Origin of the sequence: Chryseobacterium gambrini, assembly GCF_900156825.1 — a bacterium.
Classification (GTDB): domain Bacteria; phylum Bacteroidota; class Bacteroidia; order Flavobacteriales; family Weeksellaceae; genus Chryseobacterium; species Chryseobacterium gambrini.
On the sequence record NZ_FTOV01000019.1, the window covers coordinates 19,738 to 44,259 of the forward strand.

Below are 24,522 nucleotides of genomic sequence, written 5' to 3' on the forward strand. Positions count from 1 at the left end.
TTTTTTTAATTTAAATTTTACTTTTTAGACAATTCGTCAAGTCTTTTTCTGTCTTTTGCCGACAGATCATTCACTCCGTTTTTTCCCATCTTGCTCAGAAGACGGTCGATCTCTTTTTCCCTTTCCCGTTTATCAGAATTAAACTGATCGTCAATCGTATAATTGCGCTTTTCATCCGGAAAGAACCTGTTTTTAATCCGGTCTCTGTTGAAAAATGCCAATACGATGGCAACGATAATTCCTAAAATTAATAATTCGCTCATGGGTAGATATTAAAAATTAGGTTTATAAAGTATTCCTCGAAATACGATATAAACCCAAATTTATTGTAGCTAACCTTGTGGTTATTTCTGCATATTTTTCGCTTCGATGCTCAGCGTAGCATGAGGAACCGCCAACAGTCTTTCCTTCGGAATAAGTTTACCCGTTACTCTGCATACACCGTAAGTTTTGTTTTCAATTCTTATCAAAGCGTTCTTCAGGTCACGTACGAATTTCTCCTGTCTTCCGGCCAAAATAGAATTCTGTTCTTTGCTCAACGTTTCAGCGCCTTCCTCAAATGCTTTGAAAGTAGGGGAAGTGTCATCCGTACCGTTATTTTGGTCGTTGATAAAACTTTCTCTGATCAGTTGTAAATCCTTTTCAGCCTTTTCTATTTTTTCCTTAATGATTGCTTTAAACTCTTGTAAATCAGCATCACTGTATCTTACTCTTTCGTCTGACATGTTCGTTTCTCTTTTTTAATAAAATTATGAAATGGAATTTGAAAAACAATAACTATAAGTTAATTTTTTTCAACATTTATCTTAAAATTAACCTCATCTATTTCGATTTCGTTAAAATTTGAAAGTGAAGATACAATTTCTATTTTATTTGACAAGACTTCGGATGAAATATATTCTTCATTTTTCTTGATGTCATCAATGAAAGGAGCGTTTTCTTCCAAAGAGATCGTAATTCTGTCCGTCAAATCGAAATCCTTCTCTTTTCGCAGGTTCTGAACTCTGTTGATGAATTCTCTTGCGATACCTTCAGATTTTAATTCATCTGTTAGCGTCAAATCTAATGCCACAGTGGTTTTTCCGTCGGAAGTTACCGTCCATCCCGGAATGTCTTTTGTGGAAATTTCCACATCTTCCGGTGTGATTTCGTAACCCTGCACATCAATTTTTCCTTCTTTTTCCAAAGTGGAGATCTGTTCTGCGGTGAAATTGGTAATTTCTCCACCCACCGTTTTCATGTCTTTTCCTAATTTTGGACCTAAAGCTTTGAAGTTCGGTTTGATCTGTTTTACAATTAGGTGAGACGCTTCTTCAGCATTAATTAACTGTAATTCTTTAACGTTTACTTCCTGCTTAATTAAATCTGCAACCGCGGAAATCTGTTCTTCCGTTTTCTTATCCAAAACAGGAATCAACACTCTTTGAAGAGGTTGTCTTACTTTCAAACTTTCTGCACGTCTGATGGAAAGAACTAAACTTGTTATCGTCTGTGCTAAATGTGTTTTTTCAACCAAATCTGCATCAATTAAACTTTCATCAGCAACAGGGAAATCCGTTAAGTGGATCGATTCCGCAGTTTCTTTTCCGGTTACTTTATTTAAATCCTGATACAACTGATCCATAAAGAACGGAGCGATTGGCGCAGATAATTTAGCAACCGTTTCAAGACAAGTATATAAAGTCTGGTAAGCTGAGATTTTATCTTCAGAATAATCTCCTTTCCAGAAACGTCTTCTGCAAAGTCTTACGTACCAGTTGGATAAATTGTCATTCACAAAAGTATTGATCGCTCTCGCTACTCTTGTCGGTTCGTAATCTTCGTAGAACGCTTTAACTTCCTTAATTAACAAATTCAGCTCAGAAAGAATCCATCGGTCGATTTCCGGTCTGTTCTCAACTTCTTTTTCAGAATAATTAAATCCGTCCACATTCGCATACAACGCAAAGAATGAATACGTATTGTACAGTGTTCCGAAGAATTTTCTTCTCACTTCATCAATTCCTTCGATGTCGAATTTCAGGTTTTCCCAAGGATTCGCATTGGAAATCATATACCAACGTGTTGCATCCGGACCGTAAACCGCTAAAGTTTCAAACGGATCTACTGCATTACCTTTGGATTTTGACATTTTCAGCCCGTTTTTGTCCAAAACAAGCCCGTTACTCATTACATTTTTATAAGCAACAGAATCAAAAACCGCTGTTCCGATCGCATGAAGCGTATAGAACCAACCACGAGTCTGGTCAACACCTTCCGCAATGAAATCTGCAGGGAACGCTTTATTATTATCAATTAATTCTTTATTTTCAAAAGGATAATGCAATTGCGCATAAGGCATTGAACCGGAATCGAACCAAACGTCGATCAGGTCGCTCTCACGCTTCATCGCTTTTCCTGAATCTGAAACCAAAACGATTTTGTCTACAATATTTTTATGCAGATCCACAGACGCATAATTATTCTCAGACATATCTCCGATGATGAAATCCTTAAACGGATTTTCAGTCATCAATCCTGCTTCTACAGATTTTTCAATCTCGTTGTATAATTCTTCTACAGATCCGATGATCTTTTCCTCCTTCAGATCTTCTGTTCTCCAGATTGGCAAAGGAATTCCCCAATATCTTGAACGGGAAAGATTCCAGTCGTTTACATTTTCAATCCAGTTCGCAAAACGTCCTTCTCCTGTAGATTTCGGCTTCCAGTTGATTTCTTTGTTTAAATCTACCAAACGGTCTTTTACAGCCGTCATTTTCACAAACCATGAATCCAGCGGATAATACAATACAGGCTTATCTGTTCTCCAGCAATGAGGGTAGCTGTGAACATATTTTTCTACTTTGAAGGCTTTATTTTCTGTTTTCAGTAAAATTGCCAGTTCTACATCCCATGATTTTTCGGGTGCAGTTCCTTCATCGTAATATTCGTTCTTGATGTATTTTCCTGAGAATAATTCAGGAACATTTTCTCCCTTGATAAATCTTCCCTGTAAATCTACTAGCGGAACAAGATTATCATTTTCATCTTTTACCAACATGGGCGGAACTCCGGCTTCTTTTGCCGCTTTCGCATCATCCGCACCAAAAGTAGGCGCGATGTGAACAATACCTGTTCCGTCTTCTTCTGATACAAAATCTCCTAATATTACTTTAAATGCCTCTTGAGGATTTTCAACAGGTAAAAACCAAGGTATCAGTTGTTCATATTGCAAGCCTTCTAGTTCAAAACTTTCAATTTCTTTGAGAATCTTATAAGGAATTAATTTATCACCAAATTTATATGAACCAAATTCTTCATCATTACTAAGTTTATATTTGTTTCCAAATTGTTTACTAACTAAACTTTTTGCAAGAATAATATTAATAGGCTCTCCCGTATATTGATTAAATGTTTTAATTAATTGGTAATATATGTTATTTCCAATTGCTAAAGCTGTATTTGATGGTAAAGTCCATGGAGTAGTTGTCCAGGCTAACAAATATACAACTTCTCTTATTCCAAATCTTTCTTCAATTTGATCTTTATTTGCTTTAAACTGCGCCACAATCGTAGTATCCGAAACATCATGATACGTCCCCGGCATATTTAACTCCGCAGAAGAAAGTCCGGTTCCTGCTTTTGGCGAATACGGCTGAATCGTGTAACCTTTATACAGCAGATCTTTGTTGTACAATTGTTTCAGAAGCCACCAAACCGTTTCCATGTATTTTGATTTGTACGTGATGTACGGATCATCAAGATCTACCCAATATCCGATTTTCTCGGTAAGGTTATTCCATACATCTGTATAACGCATTACCGCTTCACGACATGCTTTGTTGTAATCTTCAATAGAAATTTTTCTGCCAATATCTTCTTTAGTGATTCCTAATTCTTTTTCCACACCAAGCTCTACCGGAAGTCCGTGCGTATCCCAACCCGCTTTACGGAAAACCTGCTTTCCGTTTTGGGTCTGATAACGACAGAAAATATCCTTCAACGCTCTGGCCATTACGTGGTGAATTCCGGGCATACCGTTTGCTGAAGGCGGACCTTCATAAAACACAAACTCAGGTTGCCCCTCACGAATCTCAACACTCTTATTGAAAGTTTTATTCTGCTTCCAGAATTCTGCGATGTTCTCGGCTACGTCAATAAGGTTGAGGTTTTTGTACTCTTTAAATTGGCTCATTGTAATATATCAATATCGTTGATTAATTAAGTTGGCAAATTTACTAAAATTTGTCGGTTTATAATATATGTTTTATTTTGATATTTCCTATTAAAAAGTTCTGTTTCAGAAAAATAAATGAAAAGATTAATTTTTTGTGAACAATCTGGTGTTAATTGTAAAGTTTTGAACATGTTTTTAAACCCAAATAGCACGAATGTTTTCACAAATACCGCGGATTTCTTATGGATGTTTATCAGAGGGGTGGGCTTTAGCCAGCTTCAATAGTAATATTTTAAATTGGTTTTAACCGAAACTTACATTTTCGTTTATAAATTTAAACGCAAATTTATTTATAGTGATACTATTTTTTCTGATGAGCAAAGAGTTAATCCGAATATTGATCTGATAAAGCGATATTTCTAAGTTTCGCGAAGCAAATTATTTGCCTTTGCCTTCTAAAATAAAAAGAATGCAGAACAGGAACTTTGCGTTAATACTTACAGCAAAATGCTTTTAACGAATAATAACAAAAACAAGTCATCATCGAAATCCGCAGGAAAATAAATCTGCATAATCAGCAAAACCTGCTACAAATTAAAATAAACTAATAAATTTGTCCTTTAAAAATAAAACCATTGGACTTTTATCCATCCATCGAAAGATCAGACATTCAGGAAATAAAAAAGTTTCAGGAGCGAAAACTTCAGGAACTTTTAACGTATCTTGAAACTCATTCACCATTTTATCAAAGATTATTCAAAGAAAACCATATCCATATTGCTGATATTCAGACTTTGGAAGACCTGCAGAAAATTCCGACCACAACGAAGAACGATATTCAGCAGCATAACGATGATTTTTTCTGTGTGACACCCGATAAAATTGTGGATTACAGCACGACATCCGGAACACTGGGAGATCCTGTAACGTTCGGATTATCAGATAACGATCTTGAAAGATTAGCGTACAACGAAGCTATTTCCTTTGCGTGTGCCGGAATTAAAAAAGGAGATGTGGTACAGATGATTACCACGATCGATAAAAGATTTATGGCGGGACTTGCTTACTTTTTAGGACTCAGAAAAATGGGAGCGAGTGTGGTAAGAATGGGACCGGGAATTCCCGAACTTCAATGGGATTCCATTTTCAGATACAAGCCGAAATATTTAATTACCGTTCCGTCTTTTTTGCTAAAAATGATCGATTATGCCGAAAAACATGGGATAGATTATAAAAATTCCAGTGTTTACGGAGCTGTGTGTATCGGAGAAAGCATCAAAAATCAGGATTTTACGGATAATATTCTTTCACAGAAAATTAAAGAAAAGTGGGATATTAAACTTTTTTCAACCTACGCTTCAACAGAAATGAGCACCGCTTTTACAGAGTGTGAAGAACAAATTGGCGGACATCACCATCCGGAATTGATTATCACGGAAATTCTTGATGATGAAGGAAATCCCGCGAGAGAAGGCGAAAGCGGAGAATTAACGATCACCACTTTGGGTGTTGAAGCAATTCCGTTGCTGAGATTCAGAACAGGAGATATTGTAAAGGCACACTATGAGCCGTGTAAATGCGGAAGAAATACGATGAGACTCGGACCTGTCATCGGAAGAAAACAGCAGATGATCAAATACAAAGGCACCACATTGTATCCGCCTGCAATGAATGACATCCTGAACGATTTCAATAATATTCTCTGTTATCAGATTGTTATTCAGTCAAACGAAATCGGGTTGGATGAAATCATCATTAAAATAAGCACAGACAGCGATTCCGAGGGTTTTGTAAATGAAGTAAGAGATCATTTCAGGGCAAAATTAAGAGTGAGCCCGAAAATTGAACTGGTAGATTTTGATGTTTTATCTAAAACGGTATTTAACCCGAACAGCAGAAAGCCTATTGTCTTCTTGGATTTACGTAACTAATATAAATAAATTAATAACTCATGAAAAAAACATTCCTATCCTTTCTGGTTTTTTTAGCCTGCGTTCTGCATGCACAAAAGATGAAAGTGATTTACGGAGATTTCGATTTCTTAAAAGGTCAGACTGAACTGAACATTAAGATGGATTACAGCCATGTTGCATTCTATAAAGAAAATGTAGATGAGGCTGGCTACATTGCTAAACAGGAAATAGCGATCCAAAAAGCAGGTAAAAGTCCTGAGGAATTTGAAAAGTGGAAGAAAGACTGGGAATATTCTAAAAATACTCAGTTTGTAGACAAATTTTTAGCTTCTATGAATAAAAATACGGATATCAAAACTTCTGTGAACAATTCATCTGCAAAATATACTCTTATAGTGGAAACTATCTGGATTTATCCGGGATGGTTCGGAGGAATTATGAATCAGCCTTCAAAACTGAGTACCCTTTTAAAGTTTGTAGAAACAGAAAATCCTTCTCATGTTTTACTGGAAATCGAAGGTAAGAATGCTCCCGGCGATAATTTTGTGGGACTTCCAAATAATAATGACAGAATTTCGGAAGGATATGCCAAAACAGCAAAGACTTTGGCTCATATGATTGAAAAAAAGATTAAATAATCTGAGTTCGGGATAAGTCTTCTTAACCGCAATGATAAACAAAGAGATTCAATTATCAAGAATTCAGCTTTTAAGATATACAAAGGCGTAAAACTGATCAAAGTAATACCATTTTTGTCTTTTTTAAATAAACGAAGTGCCTTTGTTTAACTTGCAAACTTTAAATAAGTAAAAAAATCTTTTGTTTTTCTTTGCGATAAATTAATATAATGCTATAAATCAATTATTTAAATTTATTTCTTATCCCGAACTCAGGTAAAATAAAAATAATACAAAACCACTTCATATTTCAGAAGCGGTTTTTTTATGCTTGTTGTTTTTCTGTCTTAATAAATTCCGCCAGATTTTTAATCGCCGTATCATGAATTCTCACAAAAGTATTCTTTTTATTCCAGACATAACCCGCCAAAACTGCACAGATTTTTCTCTTCACATCAGGATTTTCCGGCTGGTGAAAAAATAATTCCTGAAGATTTCCGGTGTACCATTCTTTTACGTAGGTGGTGAAAACATCAACGCCGTATAAAATATAGTCTGCAAATTCTTTTTGCCAGTCTACTTGTTCGCCGTTCAGTTGTCTTAAGGCTAATTTTGCTGCGGTCATTCCGCCTTCCGTGGCAAAAGCCATTCCTGAAGAGAAAACAGGATCTAAGAATTCCGAAGCATTTCCTGTTAAGGCAAATCCGTCTCCGAATAATTTTTTTACCGAGCACGAATAATCTTTCAGATGTTGAGGTTCAAAAAGAAAATCTACATCCCCGAAACGTTTTACATAATAATCCGAAAGGGAAATTGCTTTTCTCAAGGCTTCAGTTGTATCGCCGTTTTCAGAGAGTTTATCAATAAAATCAGTTGGTCCTACAATTCCTACGCTCGTGTTTCCGTTGGAGAAAGGAATTACCCAAAGCCAGACTTCCGTTTCGATAATATCAAAAGAAATCAGAGTTCCTTCCGTTCCTTCTTCCCGGTTAATGTCTTTTACGTGAGAGAAAATCGCAGAATGAGGAGAAAGCTTTGAAGGTTTTTCCAAATCTAAAAGTCTCGGTAAAACCCTACCGTAACCGCTGGAATCGATCACAAATTTGGCATGAATTTCTTTTATTTCGCCGTTCTTATTTTTTACAGTCGTTACAGAATCTGTTCCGTTGAATTCAATGCCGATCACTTCCGTTTCGAATTCAAGATCAATTCCTTTATTAATCACTTCCTGAGCTAAAACATTATCAAAATCCGCTCTCGGAACCTGCCATGTCCAGTCCCATCCTTCCCCGAATTTATTGCTGAAATCAAAAATGCAGACCTCGTTGCCTCTTAAAAAACGTGCTCCCAGTTTCTTCTCAAAGCCCATTTTATCCAGAGCAGGAAACAGTCCGGCTTCATCAAAATGATCCATCACACGCGGAATCAGGCTTTCGCCGACCACCAGTCTTGGAAATTTTGTTTTTTCAACAACTTTCACGTTGACGCTGTTCTTCTTTAAATATGAAGAAGATACGCAACCGGACGGTCCGGCGCCGATTACAAGAACGTCAACAAATTCTTTACTCATCTTTGATTTTTTATTTTAATAATAACTTCTATCTTTGCCGCAAAATTAATGACAATTAATTAATAATTACAAAATTATCTTATTACTTTTTAATTGATGAAAATAAATAACTTTTTAGAACTGAGCGACTTTAAGAAAGTCATCATCAACAATGAGAAAATAGAACTGGATGAAACACTTCTTGCCAGAGTGGATGAAAGTTTTCAGTTTTTAAAAGAATTTTCAAAAAATAAAGTAATTTATGGGGTGAACACAGGTTTCGGACCCATGGCGCAGTTCAAAATCAGCGATGAAGATACCCATCAGCTTCAGTATAACTTAATCAGAAGCCATTCTTCGGGGATCGGGAATCCGCTTCCGGCAGACGAAGCAAAAGCCTGTATGTTGGCAAGACTGAATACCTTATCATTAGGAAAATCGGGCGTTCATCATTCTGTAGTAAATTTACTTAAAGAATTGATAAACAGAGGTATTACGCCGCTTATTTTTGAACACGGAGGTGTTGGGGCAAGTGGAGATCTGGTTCAGTTGGCACATCTTGCGTTGGTATTGATCGGGGAAGGAGAAGTTTTCTATAAAGGAGAAAGACAATCAACAAAGAACGTTTTTGAAATTGAAAATTTACAGCCGATTCAGGTAGAAATCCGTGAAGGACTGGCTTTGATGAACGGAACATCCGTGATGTCCGGAATTGGAGTCGTTAATGCGCATAAAGCGAATCAGTTAACTGATATTTCAATCAAATTATCTTGTGCGATCAACGAAATTGTTCAGGCGTATGACGATCATTTATCTGAAGTGCTGAACGGAACCAAACTTCACGAAGGACAGCAGAAAATTGCAGAAAAAATGCGTGCTCATTTGTCTGACAGTCAATTGATCAGAAAAAGAGCCGATCATTTATATACTCACTTTGAAGAGCAGGAAAAAGTTTTCAAGGAAAAAGTTCAGGAATACTACTCTTTACGATGTGTTCCTCAGATTTTGGGACCTGTTCTGGATACGTTGGAATATACTGAGAAAGTATTGGAAAACGAGATCAATTCAGCAAATGATAATCCGATCATCAATGTGGAAGATCAGCATGTTTACCACGGCGGAAATTTCCACGGCGATTACATTTCCCTTGAAATGGACAAGCTGAAAATTGTGGTCACCAAATTAACAATGTTGGCAGAAAGACAGCTTAATTATTTACTGAATTCTAAAATCAACGAAATTTTGCCTCCGTTTGTTAATTTAGGTAAATTAGGATTCAATTTCGGGATGCAGGGTGTTCAGTTTACGGCAACTTCCACTACGGCAGAAAGCCAGATGTTATCCAATCCGATGTATGTTCACAGTATACCTAATAATAATGATAATCAGGATATTGTAAGTATGGGAACCAATGCAGCAGTTATTTGCAGAAAAGTAATCGAAAATGCATTCGAGGTATTGACGATTGAAGCCATTACTATTGTTCAGGCAATAGAATATCTTGGTTTTCAGGATAAAATTTCATCGGCAACCAAAGAATTGTACGATGAAATAAGAAAAATAATTCCTGCATTTTCAGATGATATGATAATGTATCCTTATCTGGAAGAAGTGAAGAAATATTTAAAGACAATGTAATTTTTTAAGGAAATTAATTGTCATACTTAAGGAAAGGAAAATATATACAAAAAACTAAAACTACATAAGCAACACATGAAATGTGCAATCGTCACAGGAGGCTCAAGAGGAATCGGAAGAGCAATCTGTATAAAACTGGCTGAAGAAAAAAACTATCATATCTTAATCAACTACACTTCAAACGAAGCGGCAGCTAAAGAAACGCTGGCTAAAGTTGAAGAATTGGGATCTACCGGAGAAATTTTGAAATTTGATGTAGGAAATGCCGAAGAAACTCAAAAAGTTTTAACAGAATGGCAGGAAAATAATCCTAAATCCGTTGTTGAGGTGATCGTAAATAATGCCGGAATTACAAGAGACGGATTGTTCATGTGGATGCCGAGTGAAGACTGGAACGCAGTGATTAACACCAGTTTAAATGGCTTTTTCAACGTGACGAATTTCTTTATCCAGAAACTGCTGCGCAATAAATACGGCAGAATCATCAATATGGTTTCTGTTTCCGGAGTAAAGGGAACGGCAGGACAGACCAATTATTCGGCGGCGAAAGGAGCTTTGGTAGGAGCTACAAAAGCGCTGGCTCAGGAAGTGGCGAAAAGAAACATCACCGTAAACGCTGTTGCACCGGGATTCATAAAAACGGACATGACGCAGGAATTCAATGAAGACGAATTAAAAGCAATGATTCCTGCAAACCGATTCGGGGAAGCAGAAGAAGTGGCAGATTTAGTCGCATTTTTAGCGTCTAAAAAGTCATCGTACATTACAGGCGAAGTCATCAATATTAACGGAGGAATCTACTCATAAAATCAGGTGGCAGATAAAAGGAAGCAGTTGTGAGCTGCAACCTAAAACCTAAAACCTAAAACCTTGAACATTACATGGAAAATAGGGTTGTCATTACCGGAATGGGAATTTATTCCTGCATCGGAACTTCTTTGGAAGAGGTGAAAGAATCTTTATTTCAGGGAAAATCCGGAATTCATTTAGTAGACGAAAGAAAAGAATTTGGTTTCAGATCGGGATTAACAGGCGTGGTTCCGAAGCCGGATCTCAAAAATCTTCTCAGTCGCAGACAGCGCGTAAGCATGGGTGAAGAAAGCGAATATGCCTACATCGCAACGCTTGATGCTTTACAACAGGCAAATATAGAGCAGGATTTTTTAGACCACAACGAAGTCGGAATTTTATACGGAAACGACAGTGTTTCCAAGGCGGTGGTAGAATCGATCGATATTGCGAGAGAGAAAAAAGATACAACGTTAATGGGTTCGGGAGCCATCTTTAAATCCATGAACTCTACCGTTACCATGAACCTTTCGACTATTTTTAAACTGAGAGGGATCAATTTAACCATCAGTGCAGCCTGTGCAAGCGGATCTCATTCTTTGGGACTGGCTTATATGATGATTAAAAATGGTTTTCAGGAGATGATTATTTGCGGAGGAGCACAGGAAACCAATAAATATTCGATGGCGAGCTTTGACGGTTTGGGCGTTTTCTCAGTACGGGAAAATGAACCGACAAAAGCATCGAGACCTTTTGATAAAGACAGAGACGGATTAATTCCGAGTGGAGGAGCAGCAACTTTAATTGTTGAAAGCTTAGAATCTGCTCAGAAAAGAGGCGCGAATATCATTGCAGAAATTGTAGGGTATGGTTTTTCTTCCAACGGAGGACATATTTCCACACCCAATGTAGACGGACCGGCTTTAGCAATGGATCGCGCTTTGAAACAATCCGGATTATCGGCAAAAGATATCGATTACATTAATGCTCATGCGACGTCAACGCCAATTGGTGACGCCAATGAAGCAAAAGCCATTTTCGAAATTTTCGGAAGCGAAGTTCCGGTAAGTTCCACGAAATCAATGACCGGTCATGAATGCTGGATGGCAGGTGCGAGTGAAGTTATTTACTCGATCCTTATGATGCAGAACGATTTTGTAGCCCCGAATATCAATCTGGAAAATCCTGATGATGAGGCGAAAAAGATAAATTTGATCGCCGAAACTAAAAGTCAAAAAATTGATGTATTTTTGTCGAATTCTTTCGGATTTGGGGGAACCAACTCTGCATTAATTGTTAAAAAATTTAATTAAAAACATGGAAAGGGAAAAGATTATTGCGATTGCCAATGACTTTTTAGTCAACGAATTTGAAGTAGACGGCGATGAAATCAGCAATGATGCAAACTTTAAAAAAACGCTGGGTTTAGACAGCTTAGATTATATTGATCTTGTAGTGGTTATCGAATCTAATTTCGGAGTGAAATTAGGAGAAGCAGACTTCAAAAACATCGTGACTTTTGAAGATTTTTATACCGTGATCGAAAACAAGATTACTGAAAAAAGCGTATAACTGATTTAGCTTCTTTGCTGAGTAAAACGCCCTTGCGAACTTAAAAAACAGGTAGTAGTTAAAAATTTCTTGCGAACTTTGCGTTAAGAACAAAAAATATGAACAAGTGGAAAGGTAAATCTAAAGGGACGATTCTGGGCTACAAAATTTTCGTCTGGTGCATTAGAAATATCGGGATCAGAAGTTCATATGTAGTGCTTTACTTTGTTGCGTTCTATTACTTTTTATTCGAAAAAAACAGCAACAGATACTACCGTTATTATTTTTCAGAAAGACTGAAGTATGGCTTCTGGAAAACAAAACTTTCTCTGTTTAAAAGCTATTTCACTTTCGGAACCGTTCTTATTGATAAAACTGCCATTTCAGCAGGATTGCGCAACAAATATACCTACGAATTCGATGGAATTCAAAACCTCAGGAACCTTTTAGCCGAAAAAAAAGGCGGCGTTCTCATCAGTGCGCACATCGGAAATTTTGAAATTGCCGAACATTTCTTTGCCGATATTGATTTCGACTGTCAGATCAACTTAGTAACAACAGATCAGGAAGTTACAGTCATTAAAGAATACCTTGAAAGTGTTTCCGTTAAGAAAAGCAACATCAAATTTATCTACGTGAAAGACGATATGTCCCATATTTTCGACATCAATGAAGCCTTGTCTAAAAACGAGCTCATTTGCTTTACCGGAGACCGTTATTTTGAAGGATCTAAGTTTTTAGAAGGTGAATTGCTGGGTAAAACAGCGAAATTTCCTGCAGGACCTTTTCTCATTGCTTCCAGATTAGGCGTTCCGGTCGTGTATGTGTATGTGATGAAAGAAAAAAATCTGCATTATCATTTGTACGCAAGAGTTGCCGAAAACGTCAAAAAACGAGATGCACAGGGACTTTTGAACTCTTACACCCGAAATCTCGAATCCATGATCAAAAAATATCCGCTCCAATGGTTCAATTATTTTGATTTTTGGGACGATATTAATTAAATTTCCTACTTTTACCTTCAGAAAACTAATATTTAACTCAAACATTAAATGATTTAGAGATTTAAAATAAAGTCCTAAGTTTCCTTTTATCTTCGCTGAGTGTTAACGCCTTTGCGAACTTAAAAACAGAAAGTGATTAAGAAAAATCTTTGTGGACGTTGCGTTTTAAAATTCAAAATCATTAAAGACACTTTCTTCCTTGAAAAAAACACACGACATACTCATCATCGGCAGCGGATTGGGCGGTCTTGTTTCGGCGCTTGTTCTGGCGAAGGAAGGTTTGAAGGTGTGCGTTCTCGAGAAAAACAATCAGTACGGCGGAAATTTACAGACCTTTTCCCGCGACAAGCTCATCTTCGATACCGGAGTTCACTATTTAGGAGGACTTTCCAAAGGGCAGAATCTTCATCAGTATTTTTCCTATCTGGGAATTATGGATGAACTTCAGCTTCATAAGATGGACGAGAACGGCTACGACAAAATCACTTTTGGAGACGATGAAACCGAATATCCTCACGCACAAGGCTACAGAAATTTTGTTGAACAGCTATCAAAATACTTTCCCGAAGAAAAAGACAATTTAGAAGACTATTGTGAAGAAATTCAGAGAGTTTGCAGTCAGTTTCCCAGATACAATCTTGTGGGAAAAGACAATTATAACGAGGAAATCCTTCATTTAAATACCAAAAGATTTATTGAATCTTTAACCTCAAATAAAAAGCTCCAGTCCGTTTTATTGGGTTCTAATTTTTTATATGCAGGAGATTCTGAAAACGTTCCGTTTTATGTCCATGCACTTACCGTAAATTCTTATATTCAAAGTGCTTACAAATGTATCAAAGGAGGAAGCCAGATTTCCAAACTGCTGATTCGCAGACTTCGTGAATATGGAGCAGAAGTACACAAACATGCTGAAGTTTCCGAATTTATTTTTGATGAAAACAATATGTTATCCGGAGTAAAAACCTCAGAAGGAAAAGAATATTTTGCAAAAAAATTCATCTCAAATATCGAAATTCGCACAACCCTGAAACTTCTTGGCGAAGAAAGGCTTAAAAAATCATTTGTCAACAGAATTATAAGTTGGGAACCAGTTCCATCATGTTTCAGCGTTTATCTGGTAATGAAACCGCAATCTTTTCAGAATTTTAATTATAATATTTACCATTTTGCCAATGAGGAAATGGTCTGGAATGCCCACCGTTATCAAAAAGAAAAATGGCCTGAAACGTATATGCTTTCTTCCACAGAATCCAAACACAATCCTGGTTTTGCAGAAAGTCTTACTGCCATTTCCTACATGGATTTTCAGGAAGTGGAGGAGTGGAAGGAAACCGTCAATACCGTTGCAGACAAACATGAAAGAGGAGCATTGTATGAAAAATTCAAGCTGGAAAAAGCTGAAAAAATGATCGATGCTTTAGAAAAGAAGTTTCCTGATTTAAGAAAATCGATTAAGTATTTTTACACTTCTTCACCGTTGTCTTATCGCGATTATATAGGAAGTTTTAACGGAAATATGTACGGCTATAGGAAAAGCTCAGAAAATCCATTGAAAACGATGGTTTCTCCACGCACGAAAATCGACAATCTTTTTCTTACGGGGCAGTCCGTCAATATGCACGGAATTTTGGGCTGTACGATCGGCGCATTCAACACTTGTGCAGAAATTCTCGGAAAAGAGTTGATTGATGAAAGATTAACACAATTGATTAATAAAAATAAAGGTGAAAAATAAAGGTAAGACTAATGTGCAGTCTGTCATTCTGAACGAAACGAAGTGGAATGAAGAATCTAAACGTAAAAAAATAGATTTCTCCTTTTGTCGAAATGACAAAGCTCTAATCTTAATTTTTCTCAGTCTAAACCTTATCCTTTTCCTCAACTCTTGCGGAATAAGAAAATCCATCAAACATATTCCCGATGTAAAACAATATTCGCTTGATATTCCGAAGGTTAACAAAATCAACGATTCTACCTTCAGTTTCAATCAGAATTATTTAACAAAAAATAAGCAGCAGATCTGGGAATTGTATATTCAGGGAAATCCTCTGCAATTAGGTTATAACAATGGCGCTTTAACCCAAAATCTGATGCAGAAACAGGAAGAAATTTTCTTTTCCAAAATTGAAGGATTTGTTCCGTCTAAGTTTAAACAAAATTTACTGCGAGGTTTCCTGAAATGGTATAACCGGAAAATGTATCTTAATGTAAGGGAAGATTTTCAGGCAGAAATCTACGGAATGTCTCAATATTCTTCGGACAAATATAATTTCATCGCGCCAAAGTTTCTGCGAAGTATGTATTTGCACGGAGCGCACGACATTGGTCATGCCATGCAGGATTTAATGATGGTGGGATGTACTTCTCTTGCGGTCTGGAATGAAAATACAGAAGACGGAGATCTGCTCATCGGAAGAAATTTCGACTTTTACGTGGGAGATGATTTTGCTAAAAATAAGGTCATAGAGTTCGTTCAGCCGGAAGAAGGAATTCCTTATCTTTCTGTGACATGGGCAGGAATGATCGGCGTAGTTTCAGGGATGAACAAAGAAGGAATTACGGTTACCATTAACGCTGGAAAATCTAAAATTCCACTGACTGCAAAAACACCGATTTCTCTGGTGACAAGGGAAATTTTACAATATGCCAGAACCATTGATGAAGCAATTGCCATTGCCAAAAAGAGAAAAGTCTTCGTTTCGGAATCTATTCTGGTCGGAAGTGCGAATGATAAAAATGCGGTGATTATTGAAGTTTCTCCCAATAATTTAGGGGTGTATAAAGTGGAAAACACAAGCCGTGTTTTTTGCACCAATCATTTCCAGTCGGAGGCTTATAAAAATGATAAAAGGAATCAGAAACATATTGCGGAAAGCCATTCAGAATACCGTTATGAAAAACTGAAGGAACTTTTAGAAGAAAATAAAAAGCTCAATCCCGAAAAAATGGCTGCGATTTTAAGAGACAAATCCGGCTTGAAAGGAGAGAAGATAGGATTTGGAAACGAAAAAGCAATCAATCAGCTTTTGGCGCATCACGCCGTGATCTTTTCACCTCAGAAAAAACTAGTGTGGGTTTCTGCAAATCCTTATCAGTTGGGAGAATTTGTTTGTTATGATCTAAATGAAATTTTTTCGGATAAAAGATTAAAAAGCGGTGCGTTTGCAAAATCTGAACTGAATATTGCAAAAGATACTTTCTTAGACTCTCCGGAATTTAAAAATTACGAACGGTACAAAATGATGAGTGAAGAGGTAGAAAAAGGAATTGAAGGAGATGTTTTGCTCACTGACGATTTTCTGTCCCGTTATCAGTCTTTAAATCCTGATTTCTGGCTTGTTTATTATCATGCAGGAAAATATTATTATAGTCAGAAAGAATATGCAAAAGCAAAAACAGAATTCGAAAAGGCTTTAACCAAAGAAATTACAACCGTTCCGGATAGAAAAAATGTGGAAAAATATCTGATAAAAACAGTGAAAAAACTGAAATAGAGAGTTTAATCTGTATCAGGACTTACTTTATTCAGAAAAAGAAAAGTCGCAACACCTAAAATCGCAGAGGCAGAAGTCGCCAGAATAAAGCTTCCGATAACATACTGCAACAGATTATTTTTTACCAGATCGAAGTTCAGTTCCTGACTGAAAATATTGCTGTCTCCATGCACAAAAGGAGAACCCAGAAACAGCGAAGCGGCAATAATGAAGGGAATAAAAGGCGGTAAACTTACATTGGATGCAAAAAAAGCAAGTACTTTATTCAGCTTGAATAGTACAGAAAGAGAAATAACAATCAGCGTATGAAATCCCCAAAATGGAGAAAAGCCTACAAAAACGCCCAAAGCAATCGAAAAAGCTTTAATTCTGTTGCTTCCGTCACTTTCCAGAACATCTTCTTTTATGAATCTTTTAATGCTTTTTTTTTTGAAATTATTCACGAAGTTTCGCGGAATAATATAAAGTAAAGTGATGGTAACCAGAATAGTATTCAGAATACTAATCCTCGTAAAATCTTTAAAAGGTCTGAAGTGAGAAACTCTTTCCGCAGGATCGTAAAGCACCTTCACCGGAACATTTTTAACCGGAACGTGTCTCCACGCTGTTCTCACAATGATTTCAATTTCAAATTCAAACTTTGGCGTAAAATATTTCTTGGGAATTTTGTGTAAAGGATATAATCGATAGCCGGATTGGGTGTCTTCAAGTTTGATTCCCGTTTCAAACCAGAACCAGAAATTAGAGAAACGGTTTCCGAAACTGCTTTTCTTTGGAATTCCGTCCTGCGACATATTTCGATTCCCAATCAATAAAACATCTTCCTTTTCATTCAGCAAAGCCTCCACAAAAACAGGAATGTCATCCGGATAATGCTGTCCGTCGGAATCAATCGTGATCGCATAATCGTAGCCCTGTTCTTTAGCCTTTCTAAAGCCGATTTTTAAACCATTTCCTTTTCCTTTATTCTCCGGTAAATCAATGACTTTGATCTGCGAATAACTTCCTAAAATCTCTTTCGTAGAATCTGTAGAGCCGTCATTTACAACAATAATGTCTTCCGTATAATCCAGAACACCGTCGATTACTCTTTTCAGAGTTTTTTCATTGTTATAAGTAGGAATTAAAACACAAATTTTCTTTTCAGAGATTGCATTTCGTACTTCAGAAAGATTCATGTAAATGGCTGATTAATCGTTTTTTATTTAAAATTTGCCTTTTCAGTCTCCGTCATGGTTTTAGACTGTGCTGCAAATTTTTTAATATAACTTTTTAAAGCTGAATTTTGTTTGCTGTAATTATTGATGAGAAATACCTTATCATCTTTAAGGCTTCCTCTGTAACCTACAATTTTCGGAATGTTTTCCTGAACGCTCATGCGGATCAGTCTTAGTTCAGCATTATTCGGATTGCTTTTAATAACCGCTTCAAGATTGGTTGCTCCTGATTTTACCAAAGCTTTTCTGTTGTTTTTGGAAATTTTTGCCTCCATAATCTGCGCCGCTGCTTTATATCCCTGAATTGCCGCATCCGATCCCGAAGTTTTTTCGGCTAAACTGATGAACGCTTCTGTATTGGCATTAGAGCTGCTTGCTTTGGCATAACTTTCTCTCAGAGATTCAAGCCCCGACTGAAAAAAAAGCATAAAAGCCGTGATGAACGAAAAAATTAATTTCATTTTGTCAATTTTTGATAATTTACCGACATTTTTAATGCAATAGTCTCGCCAAAAGAAGTCGTGTTCTTTACCTTTACATCTCCTTCATTCTCAGTAATATCAAGCTGAATTTTCAGATCCGGAGTTTCAAAAGGATTGATGATTGCCATAAACTTTACATTCGATGCCGTTTTTAAAAATAATGAAGAGCCGGTAAATTCTTCCGTAAGTTCCTTCACGATCTGCATCATACAAACTCCCGGTGTTACAGGATTTCCCGGAAAATGTCCCTTAAAAATATCGTGATCTTTATTCAGGGAAATCTGCGCGGTGAAACTTCCGCTTTCCGTTTTTTCGTAGGATTGTAACGTATAAAAGTCTGTAAGTATTGTCTGCATGATGTATTCTGTTTCAGTTGTTTGAAATCTTTTTCTGAATTTTAAAATTTCAAAAAATTTAATATTTAAACCTTTGCGAAGATATGTTTTTTTGAAAGGAAAAGAAAATGGTTTTGGTCATCAACATCAATTCTATTTCTTAAAATGGAACGTGTAATAACCACCAATCTGAAAAACCATATTTGAATTGGAAAATAGGAAGGAGGAATTTTCGTGATCCAGCATTGATGCAAAACCTTTTTTAACTCTTACTTCAATCCCCAGATTTTTAAAAATATCATAACCAAGACCTCCCGAAAAACCAAGATCAAGTCCGGAATTGTTTTCGCCGACAGCCAAATCCAGAAACGGACCGGCAAAAACACTGAAATTTTTGATATAAATTTTGTTTGTAAGCTGTACCCCGATAAAATTATAATGCAGTCTTTTTTCCGGAAGAACTCCGTTTTCTGTAGTGTACTGTAAATTGGTTCCCTGTCTGGAATAGTTAACTTCCGGTTGCAAAGCATAACGTTCTGTAAATCTAATGTTCCCCTGTAATCCAATATAAAAATCGGTTACCGTTTTCAGACTTGTATGAGTTACTTTTTCCGGGTTTTCATCTTCATGGAGATAAAAGGTTTCATTGCTTCGGTTCGTAAGATTGGCAAAATTTACTCCCGCTCTTATTCCGGGATTGAAAGTAACCTGAGCTGATAAAAATCCGGAGATCAGAATCAGCAAGGCAAAAATCTTTGTTTTCATGTAAGGTTATTGGTTTTCGGTGATCTGGAATAGTTTTATATTGATTTTAAAATCTTTATGTTGTAAATTAAGACTGTCTGCAAACATATTTTTCTTTGCATCAAATGTAAAATCGATCTTTTCCTTTTTGTTTTTCGTGTAAACGATTTGTTTTAACAGATTATTTTCTTTGTTGAAGAACAAATAATACCCTTTCTTATCGATTTTAGAAAGATAAATCTTAGAATTTTCGTTTTCAAAACTTTCTGTTACCGGATATTTCTGCTTCAGAAGCTGCTGAAAATCATTCCTCAAAAAATTAATTACGATTTTCTTATCCAGATCAGGAAGAACATAATTCAGCTTGAAATCATCTTCAGAAATCTCAAAATCAATCAGTTTATTCCCAAAATCAGAAGTCAGAACCACACGATGGGTCGTTTCGCTGATTTTTTTGATAATTAAAATTCCGCTCACATGATTTTTATAAATATCCATTTGACATTTATACACATAATCTTCTTTGGATGAAAAATATAAATTTTCCACCGTTTTTTCAGAAGACGGAATCTGTTTTACATCAGTAAGCTTATACGTTTTGCATGAAGCAAACAGAATGAAAATCAGACTATAAGCTAAATTCCGAAGCTGCAACAGGCGCATTGATCTTGGTGTTTTTGAAAACAATATTCGTGGTGTCTCCCGAAGATTCCGTCATATTAACCTGAGAAACCGTAGATTGATTTTTAGGAAAATGCAGCTCGATCTGCTTGATGTATTTTAAAAGCTGAGCCGATTTCGGAGTGAATTTAGCAATGTTTGAAGTCGCATTCTTCAGGTAAGAAACAGAGAATTCCGGATCGTTGAACATTTGTCCGTTTGAGCTTCCTACAATTAATTTGTTGATTTTTTCAAATGTTTTGCTTTTTGCATCCACCGAAGATTTTTTACCCTGATCATTAATCAATATTTTGTTGTCTTTAAAAACAATGCTGTATTGATAGGGTTTTGTGTACTTCCAACTCAGCATATTCGGTGTTTTCAAAGACATTTTTCCGTAGGTGACAATGTTTTTATCCAAAAAATCCATCTTTTTGGTCTGAGTAAAATCTGCCTGTAACGTTTTTATTTCTTTGGTTTCCGAAGAAACTTTGGTTACAAATGCTTTCGCTTCCGCTCCCGACATTGCCGTGTTTTGAGCAAAAACAAAAGTCGAAATTAATAAAAGAGTGCTTAAAGCTATATTTTTAATCATTGTTTAACGTCTTTAAATTTAACCACAAGGATGACAAGGTTTTCACAAAGGACACTATTAAAGAATATTTATTAATAATTCTTGTCTTCCTGGTGAAATCCCTGTGGACTTAATGGCTTTCAAATTTATCAATTGTAAAAGTTGAATAATTTTTCTGCTTCAAAAATACTAATAAATCCTCCAAAACATTGTACGTTTTTTGTGAAGTATCATGAAGAAGGACAATGCTTCCTTTTTTTAAATTTTTCGTTACTTTCTGGTAGATTTTTTTCTCATCTTCTGTCATCGTATCAAGAGAACGGACGTTCCATCCAATGCTTTTTTTGCCAGTTTTTTTGATCGCTTTGGCAATATTCGGATTGGTCACTCCGAAAGGAGGACGGTATAAATTCGTCTTTATATTTCCGGTTTTCAGCATGATTTCATCACATTTCTCAATTTCTTCCGTCATTTTTGATGTCGATAAAAAACCGGTGTTGTTGGAGTGCGATAAAGTATGATTTCCAACGGTATGACCTTCCGCAATGATTCGTTGAAAAGTTTCAGGATATTTTTCAATCTGTTTTCCGATGCAGAAAAAGGTTGCTTTTACCTCGTTTTCTTTTAAAAGATCTAAAAATTTTGGGGTGAATTCAGTCGGGCCATCATCAAAAGTCAGTGCCACTTCTCTGATTTTCGTTCTTTTATGCGTAATGCTGTTGACAAAATATCCCAGTTCAATATCGAAAGAACCCCAGATTACAAGCGCAGAAAACAGCAAAAAACAGAACAGATACACCCAAAAACTTCCGTGAAACGCGAAAATAATAACGTTGCAGAAAAGATAAAATAAGATAAATAGATAGTGTTTCATCTTTATTGTCTTTAAATTTTGGGTTTAAAATATTCACAATCTGTATCCATGCTGTCATTCTGAATGAAGCTAAGCGGAAGGAAGAATCTCAAATTAATATTCTTAATGTTTACGCTAAAATAAACCATTAAGTTTTAGTTTAGAAGTTAAGATTATTAAGAGATTTCTCCTTCGTCGAAATGGTAATTATGCTGTTTTTCTTTGCTAAATAGAATACTCCTGCAAACGGAACCTATTTTCAATTAAACCTAACAGGTTTCAAAAACCTGTTAGGTTTTACTTTTAAGCTTTCTCCAACAAAACCAGACTGTGATCATTTCCTCCTAAATGATTGTAAAGCAGAACATTTTTAATTTCTTCTTTTTTAAGATCGTTAATCATCATCACTTCCGGAATCTCCTGATTTTTAAGAATATGACAAGCCATAAAGGTAGAAAAACCACTTGCCGTATTAAATTCACCACTCAAATGTTTGTAATACAGCAAAGTCGAGTTGTCAAACGAACCCATTGCATTTTTGTAATAAACATCCGATTTTAAATCTCCGCTGAAACCTAAAATAACCGCATCGATATCTTTATTCGTTAAATTATTTTTAGCCAGAAAATCTTCAATAAACTGCTGAGTTTCTTCCAAATCTAATTTGTTAGTGATCTGAATATCCAATAATTGAGCATAAGAGCTTTCTGTTTTTTCCTTTCCTAAGACAAAAAAACTAGCACCTTCTCCCCAAATGACACCTTCTATTTCAGAATTCAGAAAATCAACAGGAAGATTTTCTTCTTTTTTAATGGTTTTGTTTAATTTGTACAGTTCCATCACTCTTTCCGTCTGTTCGTCTGTTGAACCGACCAGAACGTTTTCAGCTTCACCGTCATTAATCTGTAATTTTCCATCTAAAAACGAAAATTCCAGAGACGACGAAGTGTTTACATACGTGAAATTGTACGCGTGACATTGCAAACCTAAAGCGATTTGTCCTGCAACCGTATTGTGAGTAGACTGAATAAAATAGGTCGGAGTCAGAAACTCTTCATGATTATCCAGCACATTTTTCAGAAACTTTTCCGAATCCTGAGAACAGCCCATTCCGGTTCCTGTGATAATCGCATCTGGATTTTCAATTCCTGCTTCTTTTAAAGCGTATTGAGAAGCTACGGAACTCATTTTTACCGTTTTAGACATTCTTCGGATCATTGCAGGAGGAATGAATTCTTTGTAAACAGGTTCAATAGCTTTTAAAACCTGAACTGAATTTTCAGGTTTGAGATTACGGAAAAAATCTTCATTTAAAGTGTCCTGAGCTGAAATACAGGCTGCACTGTTGATGTAAACGGCACTCATGATTTTGAGAAAATTAAAGTTGAACAATTTCCTCCAAAACCAAATGAATTGGAAAGAACGTGGTTGATGTTTTTCTCTTTAAGCTCCGTTACCGGCGTTAAATCAAACTCTGCCATTTTTGTTTTAAAGTTCAGATTCGGGAAAATGATATTATTTTGAATCGCCAAAAGAGAATACACGGCTTCAATTCCCGCCGCCGCAGCAAGCGTATGACCGGTAAACGCTTTTGTAGAACTGAATTCCGGAACATTGTTTTCCCCAAAAATCCGGATCATTGCAATTCCTTCCGATAAATCGTTATTTGGCGTTGCTGTTCCGTGAACGTTGATGTAATCGATATTTTCTTTATCTAAGCCCGAAACTTTTAATGCTTTTTCCATCGCTAAATAAGCTCCCTGTCCGTTTTCCGAAGAAGCGGTTTGGTGATGCGCATCATTGGCATTTCCGTAACCGGAGAGATAACCCAAAACTTTTTTATTTTCTTTTTTTACGACTTCATCAGATTCTAAAACGATGAAAGCGGCAGCTTCACCCAGATTCAGACCTTTTCTGTCGTTGTCGAAAGGCGTATTGTAAGAATCCGTTAAAATCATCAACGTATTGAAACCGTTCAAAGTAAATTTTGAAAGAGAATCTGTTCCGCCGACAATTACACGGTCTAAAACGCCGTTTTTAATCAGTTTTGCGCCCATCATAATCGCGTTTGCCGCCGATGAGCAAGCTGTACTGATGGTGGAAACCATACCTTTTAATCCGAGATAATCAGCGATTAACAAAGACGAATTTCCCGCGTCGTGTGAGTCAATGTATTTTTGCTTTTCAGGAAAGTCTTCATAGGAGTAGAAATATTTTTCGGTAACATCCATTCCGCCAACACTGGTTGAAGAAATCAGTCCCATTTTATATTCATTGATATCCGAAATTCCGGCACTTTCCAAAGCTTCTTTTGCCGCCATCATTCCTAACAGAGCGGTTCTTGTTGCATGATGATCTTCTTTAAGCTGAAGTTTTGCGGCAAGTTCTTCATTAGACAATTTGATTTCGCCTGTTTTGATGTTTCCTTTATGACGTGTTTCAAACAAAGTAATGTCCGAAATCCCGTGCTTTCCGGAAGTCAGCGAACTCAGATTTTCCTCCACATTGTTTCCAATGGCGGAAATGATGCCCATTCCTGTTATGGCAATTTTTTGACCCATCTTTTAATAATGTACCAATGTATCAGTTTAACAGCCTAACAATATTGGTACATTGCTAAATTGATACATTGTTAGATTGAATTATTTTGTTCTGTTTTCTTCGATGAATTTTGCCATGGTTTCGATGGACGTAAAAATCTCCTTTCCTTTTTTCGGATCGGCTAATTTTATTCCGTATTCTTTATCCAAAAGAACGATCAGCTCCAGAGCATCAATAGAATCCAAACCAAGACCTCCTCCAAATAAAGGATCTGTATCTTTGATTTCTTCTACTGCAACGTCTTCTAAATTAAGAACTTCGATGATTTTGTGTTTTAATTCTTCTCTTAAGTTTTCCATAAAATTAATTTGAAAATATGTTAATGAGACAATTTGAAAATGT

Annotated in this window: 23 protein-coding genes; 9 read left to right on the forward strand and 14 right to left on the reverse strand. The window is 36.3% G+C overall.

Going from position 1 to position 24,522, the window contains the following annotated elements; all coding sequences use genetic code 11:
* Positions 1 to 17 precede the first annotated feature (17 nt).
* The 3 genes from BW951_RS20520 to ileS all read right to left on the reverse strand — a co-directional run bounded on the left by BW951_RS20520 (position 18) and on the right by ileS (position 4,174).
* On the reverse strand, positions 18 to 263 hold the full coding sequence (locus BW951_RS20520; RefSeq protein WP_076396255.1) for a DUF6576 domain-containing protein: 246 nt from the start codon (positions 261 to 263) through the stop codon (positions 18 to 20).
* Between the two features lie 81 nt (positions 264 to 344).
* Entirely contained in the window at positions 345 to 725 is a 381-nt protein-coding gene (locus BW951_RS20525; protein ID WP_002983772.1) for a TraR/DksA family transcriptional regulator, read from the reverse strand.
* Between the two features lie 59 nt (positions 726 to 784).
* Positions 785 to 4,174 carry an isoleucine--tRNA ligase gene (ileS, locus tag BW951_RS20530; protein ID WP_076396257.1) on the reverse strand — a complete coding sequence of 1,130 codons (3,390 nt, stop codon included), beginning with the start codon at positions 4,172 to 4,174 and terminating at the stop codon, positions 785 to 787.
* A gap of 617 nt (positions 4,175 to 4,791) precedes the next feature.
* Between ileS and flxY the strand changes: the two genes are divergently transcribed.
* Positions 4,792 to 6,087: a flexirubin biosynthesis putative acyl-CoA ligase FlxY gene (gene flxY, locus BW951_RS20535; protein ID WP_076396259.1), complete on the forward strand. Its 1,296-nt coding sequence runs from the start codon at positions 4,792 to 4,794 to the stop codon at positions 6,085 to 6,087.
* 20 nt (positions 6,088 to 6,107) lie between these two features.
* The gene (locus tag BW951_RS20540; RefSeq protein ID WP_076396261.1) at positions 6,108 to 6,707 is read left to right on the forward strand and encodes a hypothetical protein; all 600 of its coding nucleotides are present in this window, start codon (positions 6,108 to 6,110) and stop codon (positions 6,705 to 6,707) included.
* Positions 6,708 to 7,011: 304 nt separating this feature from the next.
* Here BW951_RS20540 and BW951_RS20545 read toward each other — a convergent pair whose 3' ends face one another.
* Positions 7,012 to 8,256, reverse strand: a complete 1,245-nt coding sequence (locus tag BW951_RS20545) for an NAD(P)/FAD-dependent oxidoreductase (protein ID WP_076396263.1) — start codon at positions 8,254 to 8,256, stop codon at positions 7,012 to 7,014.
* A gap of 96 nt (positions 8,257 to 8,352) precedes the next feature.
* Here BW951_RS20545 and flxA point away from each other — a divergent pair, with 96 nt between their 5' ends.
* From flxA to BW951_RS20580, 7 genes are all read left to right on the forward strand, one after another.
* On the forward strand, positions 8,353 to 9,873 hold the full coding sequence (gene flxA, locus BW951_RS20550) for a flexirubin biosynthesis tyrosine ammonia-lyase FlxA (RefSeq protein ID WP_076396265.1): 1,521 nt from the start codon (positions 8,353 to 8,355) through the stop codon (positions 9,871 to 9,873).
* 75 nt (positions 9,874 to 9,948) lie between these two features.
* On the forward strand, positions 9,949 to 10,680 hold the full coding sequence (flxB, locus tag BW951_RS20555; protein ID WP_076396267.1) for a flexirubin biosynthesis SDR family reductase FlxB: 732 nt from the start codon (positions 9,949 to 9,951) through the stop codon (positions 10,678 to 10,680).
* Positions 10,681 to 10,754: 74 nt separating this feature from the next.
* The gene (locus tag BW951_RS20560; RefSeq protein ID WP_076396269.1) at positions 10,755 to 11,975 is read left to right on the forward strand and encodes a beta-ketoacyl-[acyl-carrier-protein] synthase family protein; all 1,221 of its coding nucleotides are present in this window, start codon (positions 10,755 to 10,757) and stop codon (positions 11,973 to 11,975) included.
* 4 nt (positions 11,976 to 11,979) lie between these two features.
* The gene (locus BW951_RS20565; RefSeq protein ID WP_076396330.1) at positions 11,980 to 12,234 is read left to right on the forward strand and encodes an acyl carrier protein; all 255 of its coding nucleotides are present in this window, start codon (positions 11,980 to 11,982) and stop codon (positions 12,232 to 12,234) included.
* A gap of 98 nt (positions 12,235 to 12,332) precedes the next feature.
* Positions 12,333 to 13,217, forward strand: a complete 885-nt coding sequence (locus BW951_RS20570; protein WP_076396272.1) for an LpxL/LpxP family acyltransferase — start codon at positions 12,333 to 12,335, stop codon at positions 13,215 to 13,217.
* 199 nt (positions 13,218 to 13,416) lie between these two features.
* Positions 13,417 to 14,955, forward strand: a complete 1,539-nt coding sequence (locus BW951_RS20575; protein ID WP_076396274.1) for a phytoene desaturase family protein — start codon at positions 13,417 to 13,419, stop codon at positions 14,953 to 14,955.
* Between the two features lie 70 nt (positions 14,956 to 15,025).
* Positions 15,026 to 16,714 carry a C45 family autoproteolytic acyltransferase/hydrolase gene (locus tag BW951_RS20580; RefSeq protein WP_084196502.1) on the forward strand — a complete coding sequence of 563 codons (1,689 nt, stop codon included), beginning with the start codon at positions 15,026 to 15,028 and terminating at the stop codon, positions 16,712 to 16,714.
* 5 nt (positions 16,715 to 16,719) lie between these two features.
* Here BW951_RS20580 and BW951_RS20585 read toward each other — a convergent pair whose 3' ends face one another.
* From BW951_RS20585 to BW951_RS20630, 10 genes are all read right to left on the reverse strand, one after another.
* On the reverse strand, positions 16,720 to 17,892 hold the full coding sequence (locus tag BW951_RS20585) for a DUF2062 domain-containing protein (protein ID WP_076396276.1): 1,173 nt from the start codon (positions 17,890 to 17,892) through the stop codon (positions 16,720 to 16,722).
* Between the two features lie 23 nt (positions 17,893 to 17,915).
* Positions 17,916 to 18,392, reverse strand: coding sequence for a hypothetical protein (locus BW951_RS20590; protein WP_076396278.1), 477 nt, complete (start codon positions 18,390 to 18,392; stop codon positions 17,916 to 17,918).
* Complete coding sequence (locus BW951_RS20595) at positions 18,389 to 18,769, reverse strand: ApeI family dehydratase (protein WP_084196501.1); 381 nt, start codon at positions 18,767 to 18,769, stop codon at positions 18,389 to 18,391. The genes BW951_RS20590 and BW951_RS20595 overlap by 4 nt, the downstream gene beginning before the upstream one ends.
* Before the next feature lie 132 nt (positions 18,770 to 18,901).
* Entirely contained in the window at positions 18,902 to 19,513 is a 612-nt protein-coding gene (locus BW951_RS20600) for a porin family protein (RefSeq protein ID WP_076396280.1), read from the reverse strand.
* Between the two features lie 6 nt (positions 19,514 to 19,519).
* Entirely contained in the window at positions 19,520 to 20,155 is a 636-nt protein-coding gene (gene lolB2 / locus BW951_RS20605; protein ID WP_076396282.1) for a flexirubin biosynthesis protein LolB2, read from the reverse strand.
* On the reverse strand, positions 20,121 to 20,747 hold the full coding sequence (gene lolA2, locus BW951_RS20610) for a flexirubin biosynthesis/transport protein LolA2 (RefSeq protein WP_076396284.1): 627 nt from the start codon (positions 20,745 to 20,747) through the stop codon (positions 20,121 to 20,123). The genes lolB2 and lolA2 overlap by 35 nt, the downstream gene beginning before the upstream one ends.
* A 109-nt stretch (positions 20,748 to 20,856) precedes the next feature.
* Positions 20,857 to 21,600 carry a polysaccharide deacetylase family protein gene (locus tag BW951_RS20615; protein ID WP_076396286.1) on the reverse strand — a complete coding sequence of 248 codons (744 nt, stop codon included), beginning with the start codon at positions 21,598 to 21,600 and terminating at the stop codon, positions 20,857 to 20,859.
* Positions 21,601 to 21,882: 282 nt separating this feature from the next.
* Positions 21,883 to 22,944: a beta-ketoacyl synthase N-terminal-like domain-containing protein gene (locus BW951_RS20620; RefSeq protein WP_076396288.1), complete on the reverse strand. Its 1,062-nt coding sequence runs from the start codon at positions 22,942 to 22,944 to the stop codon at positions 21,883 to 21,885.
* Positions 22,941 to 24,140 carry a beta-ketoacyl-[acyl-carrier-protein] synthase family protein gene (locus BW951_RS20625; RefSeq protein ID WP_076396290.1) on the reverse strand — a complete coding sequence of 400 codons (1,200 nt, stop codon included), beginning with the start codon at positions 24,138 to 24,140 and terminating at the stop codon, positions 22,941 to 22,943. The genes BW951_RS20620 and BW951_RS20625 overlap by 4 nt, the downstream gene beginning before the upstream one ends.
* An 81-nt stretch (positions 24,141 to 24,221) precedes the next feature.
* On the reverse strand, positions 24,222 to 24,479 hold the full coding sequence (locus BW951_RS20630) for a phosphopantetheine-binding protein (protein ID WP_076396292.1): 258 nt from the start codon (positions 24,477 to 24,479) through the stop codon (positions 24,222 to 24,224).
* Between the last annotated feature and the right edge of the window lie 43 nt (positions 24,480 to 24,522).

Bases quoted from the DNA above. Each gene is read 5' to 3' on its own strand.
- BW951_RS20520 (WP_076396255.1), bottom strand. From the start codon at position 263: ATGAGCGAATTATTAATTTTAGGAATTATCGTTGCCATCGTATTGGCA.
- BW951_RS20525 (WP_002983772.1), bottom strand. From the start codon at position 725: ATGTCAGACGAAAGAGTAAGATACAGTGATGCTGATTTACAAGAGTTT.
- ileS (WP_076396257.1), bottom strand. From the start codon at position 4,174: ATGAGCCAATTTAAAGAGTACAAAAACCTCAACCTTATTGACGTAGCC.
- BW951_RS20540 (WP_076396261.1), top strand. From the start codon at position 6,108: ATGAAAAAAACATTCCTATCCTTTCTGGTTTTTTTAGCCTGCGTTCTG.
- BW951_RS20545 (WP_076396263.1), bottom strand. From the start codon at position 8,256: ATGAGTAAAGAATTTGTTGACGTTCTTGTAATCGGCGCCGGACCGTCC.
- flxA (WP_076396265.1), top strand. From the start codon at position 8,353: ATGAAAATAAATAACTTTTTAGAACTGAGCGACTTTAAGAAAGTCATC.
- flxB (WP_076396267.1), top strand. From the start codon at position 9,949: ATGAAATGTGCAATCGTCACAGGAGGCTCAAGAGGAATCGGAAGAGCA.
- BW951_RS20560 (WP_076396269.1), top strand. From the start codon at position 10,755: ATGGAAAATAGGGTTGTCATTACCGGAATGGGAATTTATTCCTGCATC.
- BW951_RS20565 (WP_076396330.1), top strand. From the start codon at position 11,980: ATGGAAAGGGAAAAGATTATTGCGATTGCCAATGACTTTTTAGTCAAC.
- BW951_RS20570 (WP_076396272.1), top strand. From the start codon at position 12,333: ATGAACAAGTGGAAAGGTAAATCTAAAGGGACGATTCTGGGCTACAAA.
- BW951_RS20585 (WP_076396276.1), bottom strand. From the start codon at position 17,892: ATGAATCTTTCTGAAGTACGAAATGCAATCTCTGAAAAGAAAATTTGT.
- BW951_RS20590 (WP_076396278.1), bottom strand. From the start codon at position 18,392: ATGAAATTAATTTTTTCGTTCATCACGGCTTTTATGCTTTTTTTTCAG.
- BW951_RS20595 (WP_084196501.1), bottom strand. From the start codon at position 18,769: ATGCAGACAATACTTACAGACTTTTATACGTTACAATCCTACGAAAAA.
- BW951_RS20600 (WP_076396280.1), bottom strand. From the start codon at position 19,513: ATGAAAACAAAGATTTTTGCCTTGCTGATTCTGATCTCCGGATTTTTA.
- lolB2 (WP_076396282.1), bottom strand. From the start codon at position 20,155: ATGCGCCTGTTGCAGCTTCGGAATTTAGCTTATAGTCTGATTTTCATT.
- lolA2 (WP_076396284.1), bottom strand. From the start codon at position 20,747: ATGATTAAAAATATAGCTTTAAGCACTCTTTTATTAATTTCGACTTTT.
- BW951_RS20615 (WP_076396286.1), bottom strand. From the start codon at position 21,600: ATGAAACACTATCTATTTATCTTATTTTATCTTTTCTGCAACGTTATT.
- BW951_RS20620 (WP_076396288.1), bottom strand. From the start codon at position 22,944: ATGAGTGCCGTTTACATCAACAGTGCAGCCTGTATTTCAGCTCAGGAC.
- BW951_RS20625 (WP_076396290.1), bottom strand. From the start codon at position 24,140: ATGGGTCAAAAAATTGCCATAACAGGAATGGGCATCATTTCCGCCATT.
- BW951_RS20630 (WP_076396292.1), bottom strand. From the start codon at position 24,479: ATGGAAAACTTAAGAGAAGAATTAAAACACAAAATCATCGAAGTTCTT.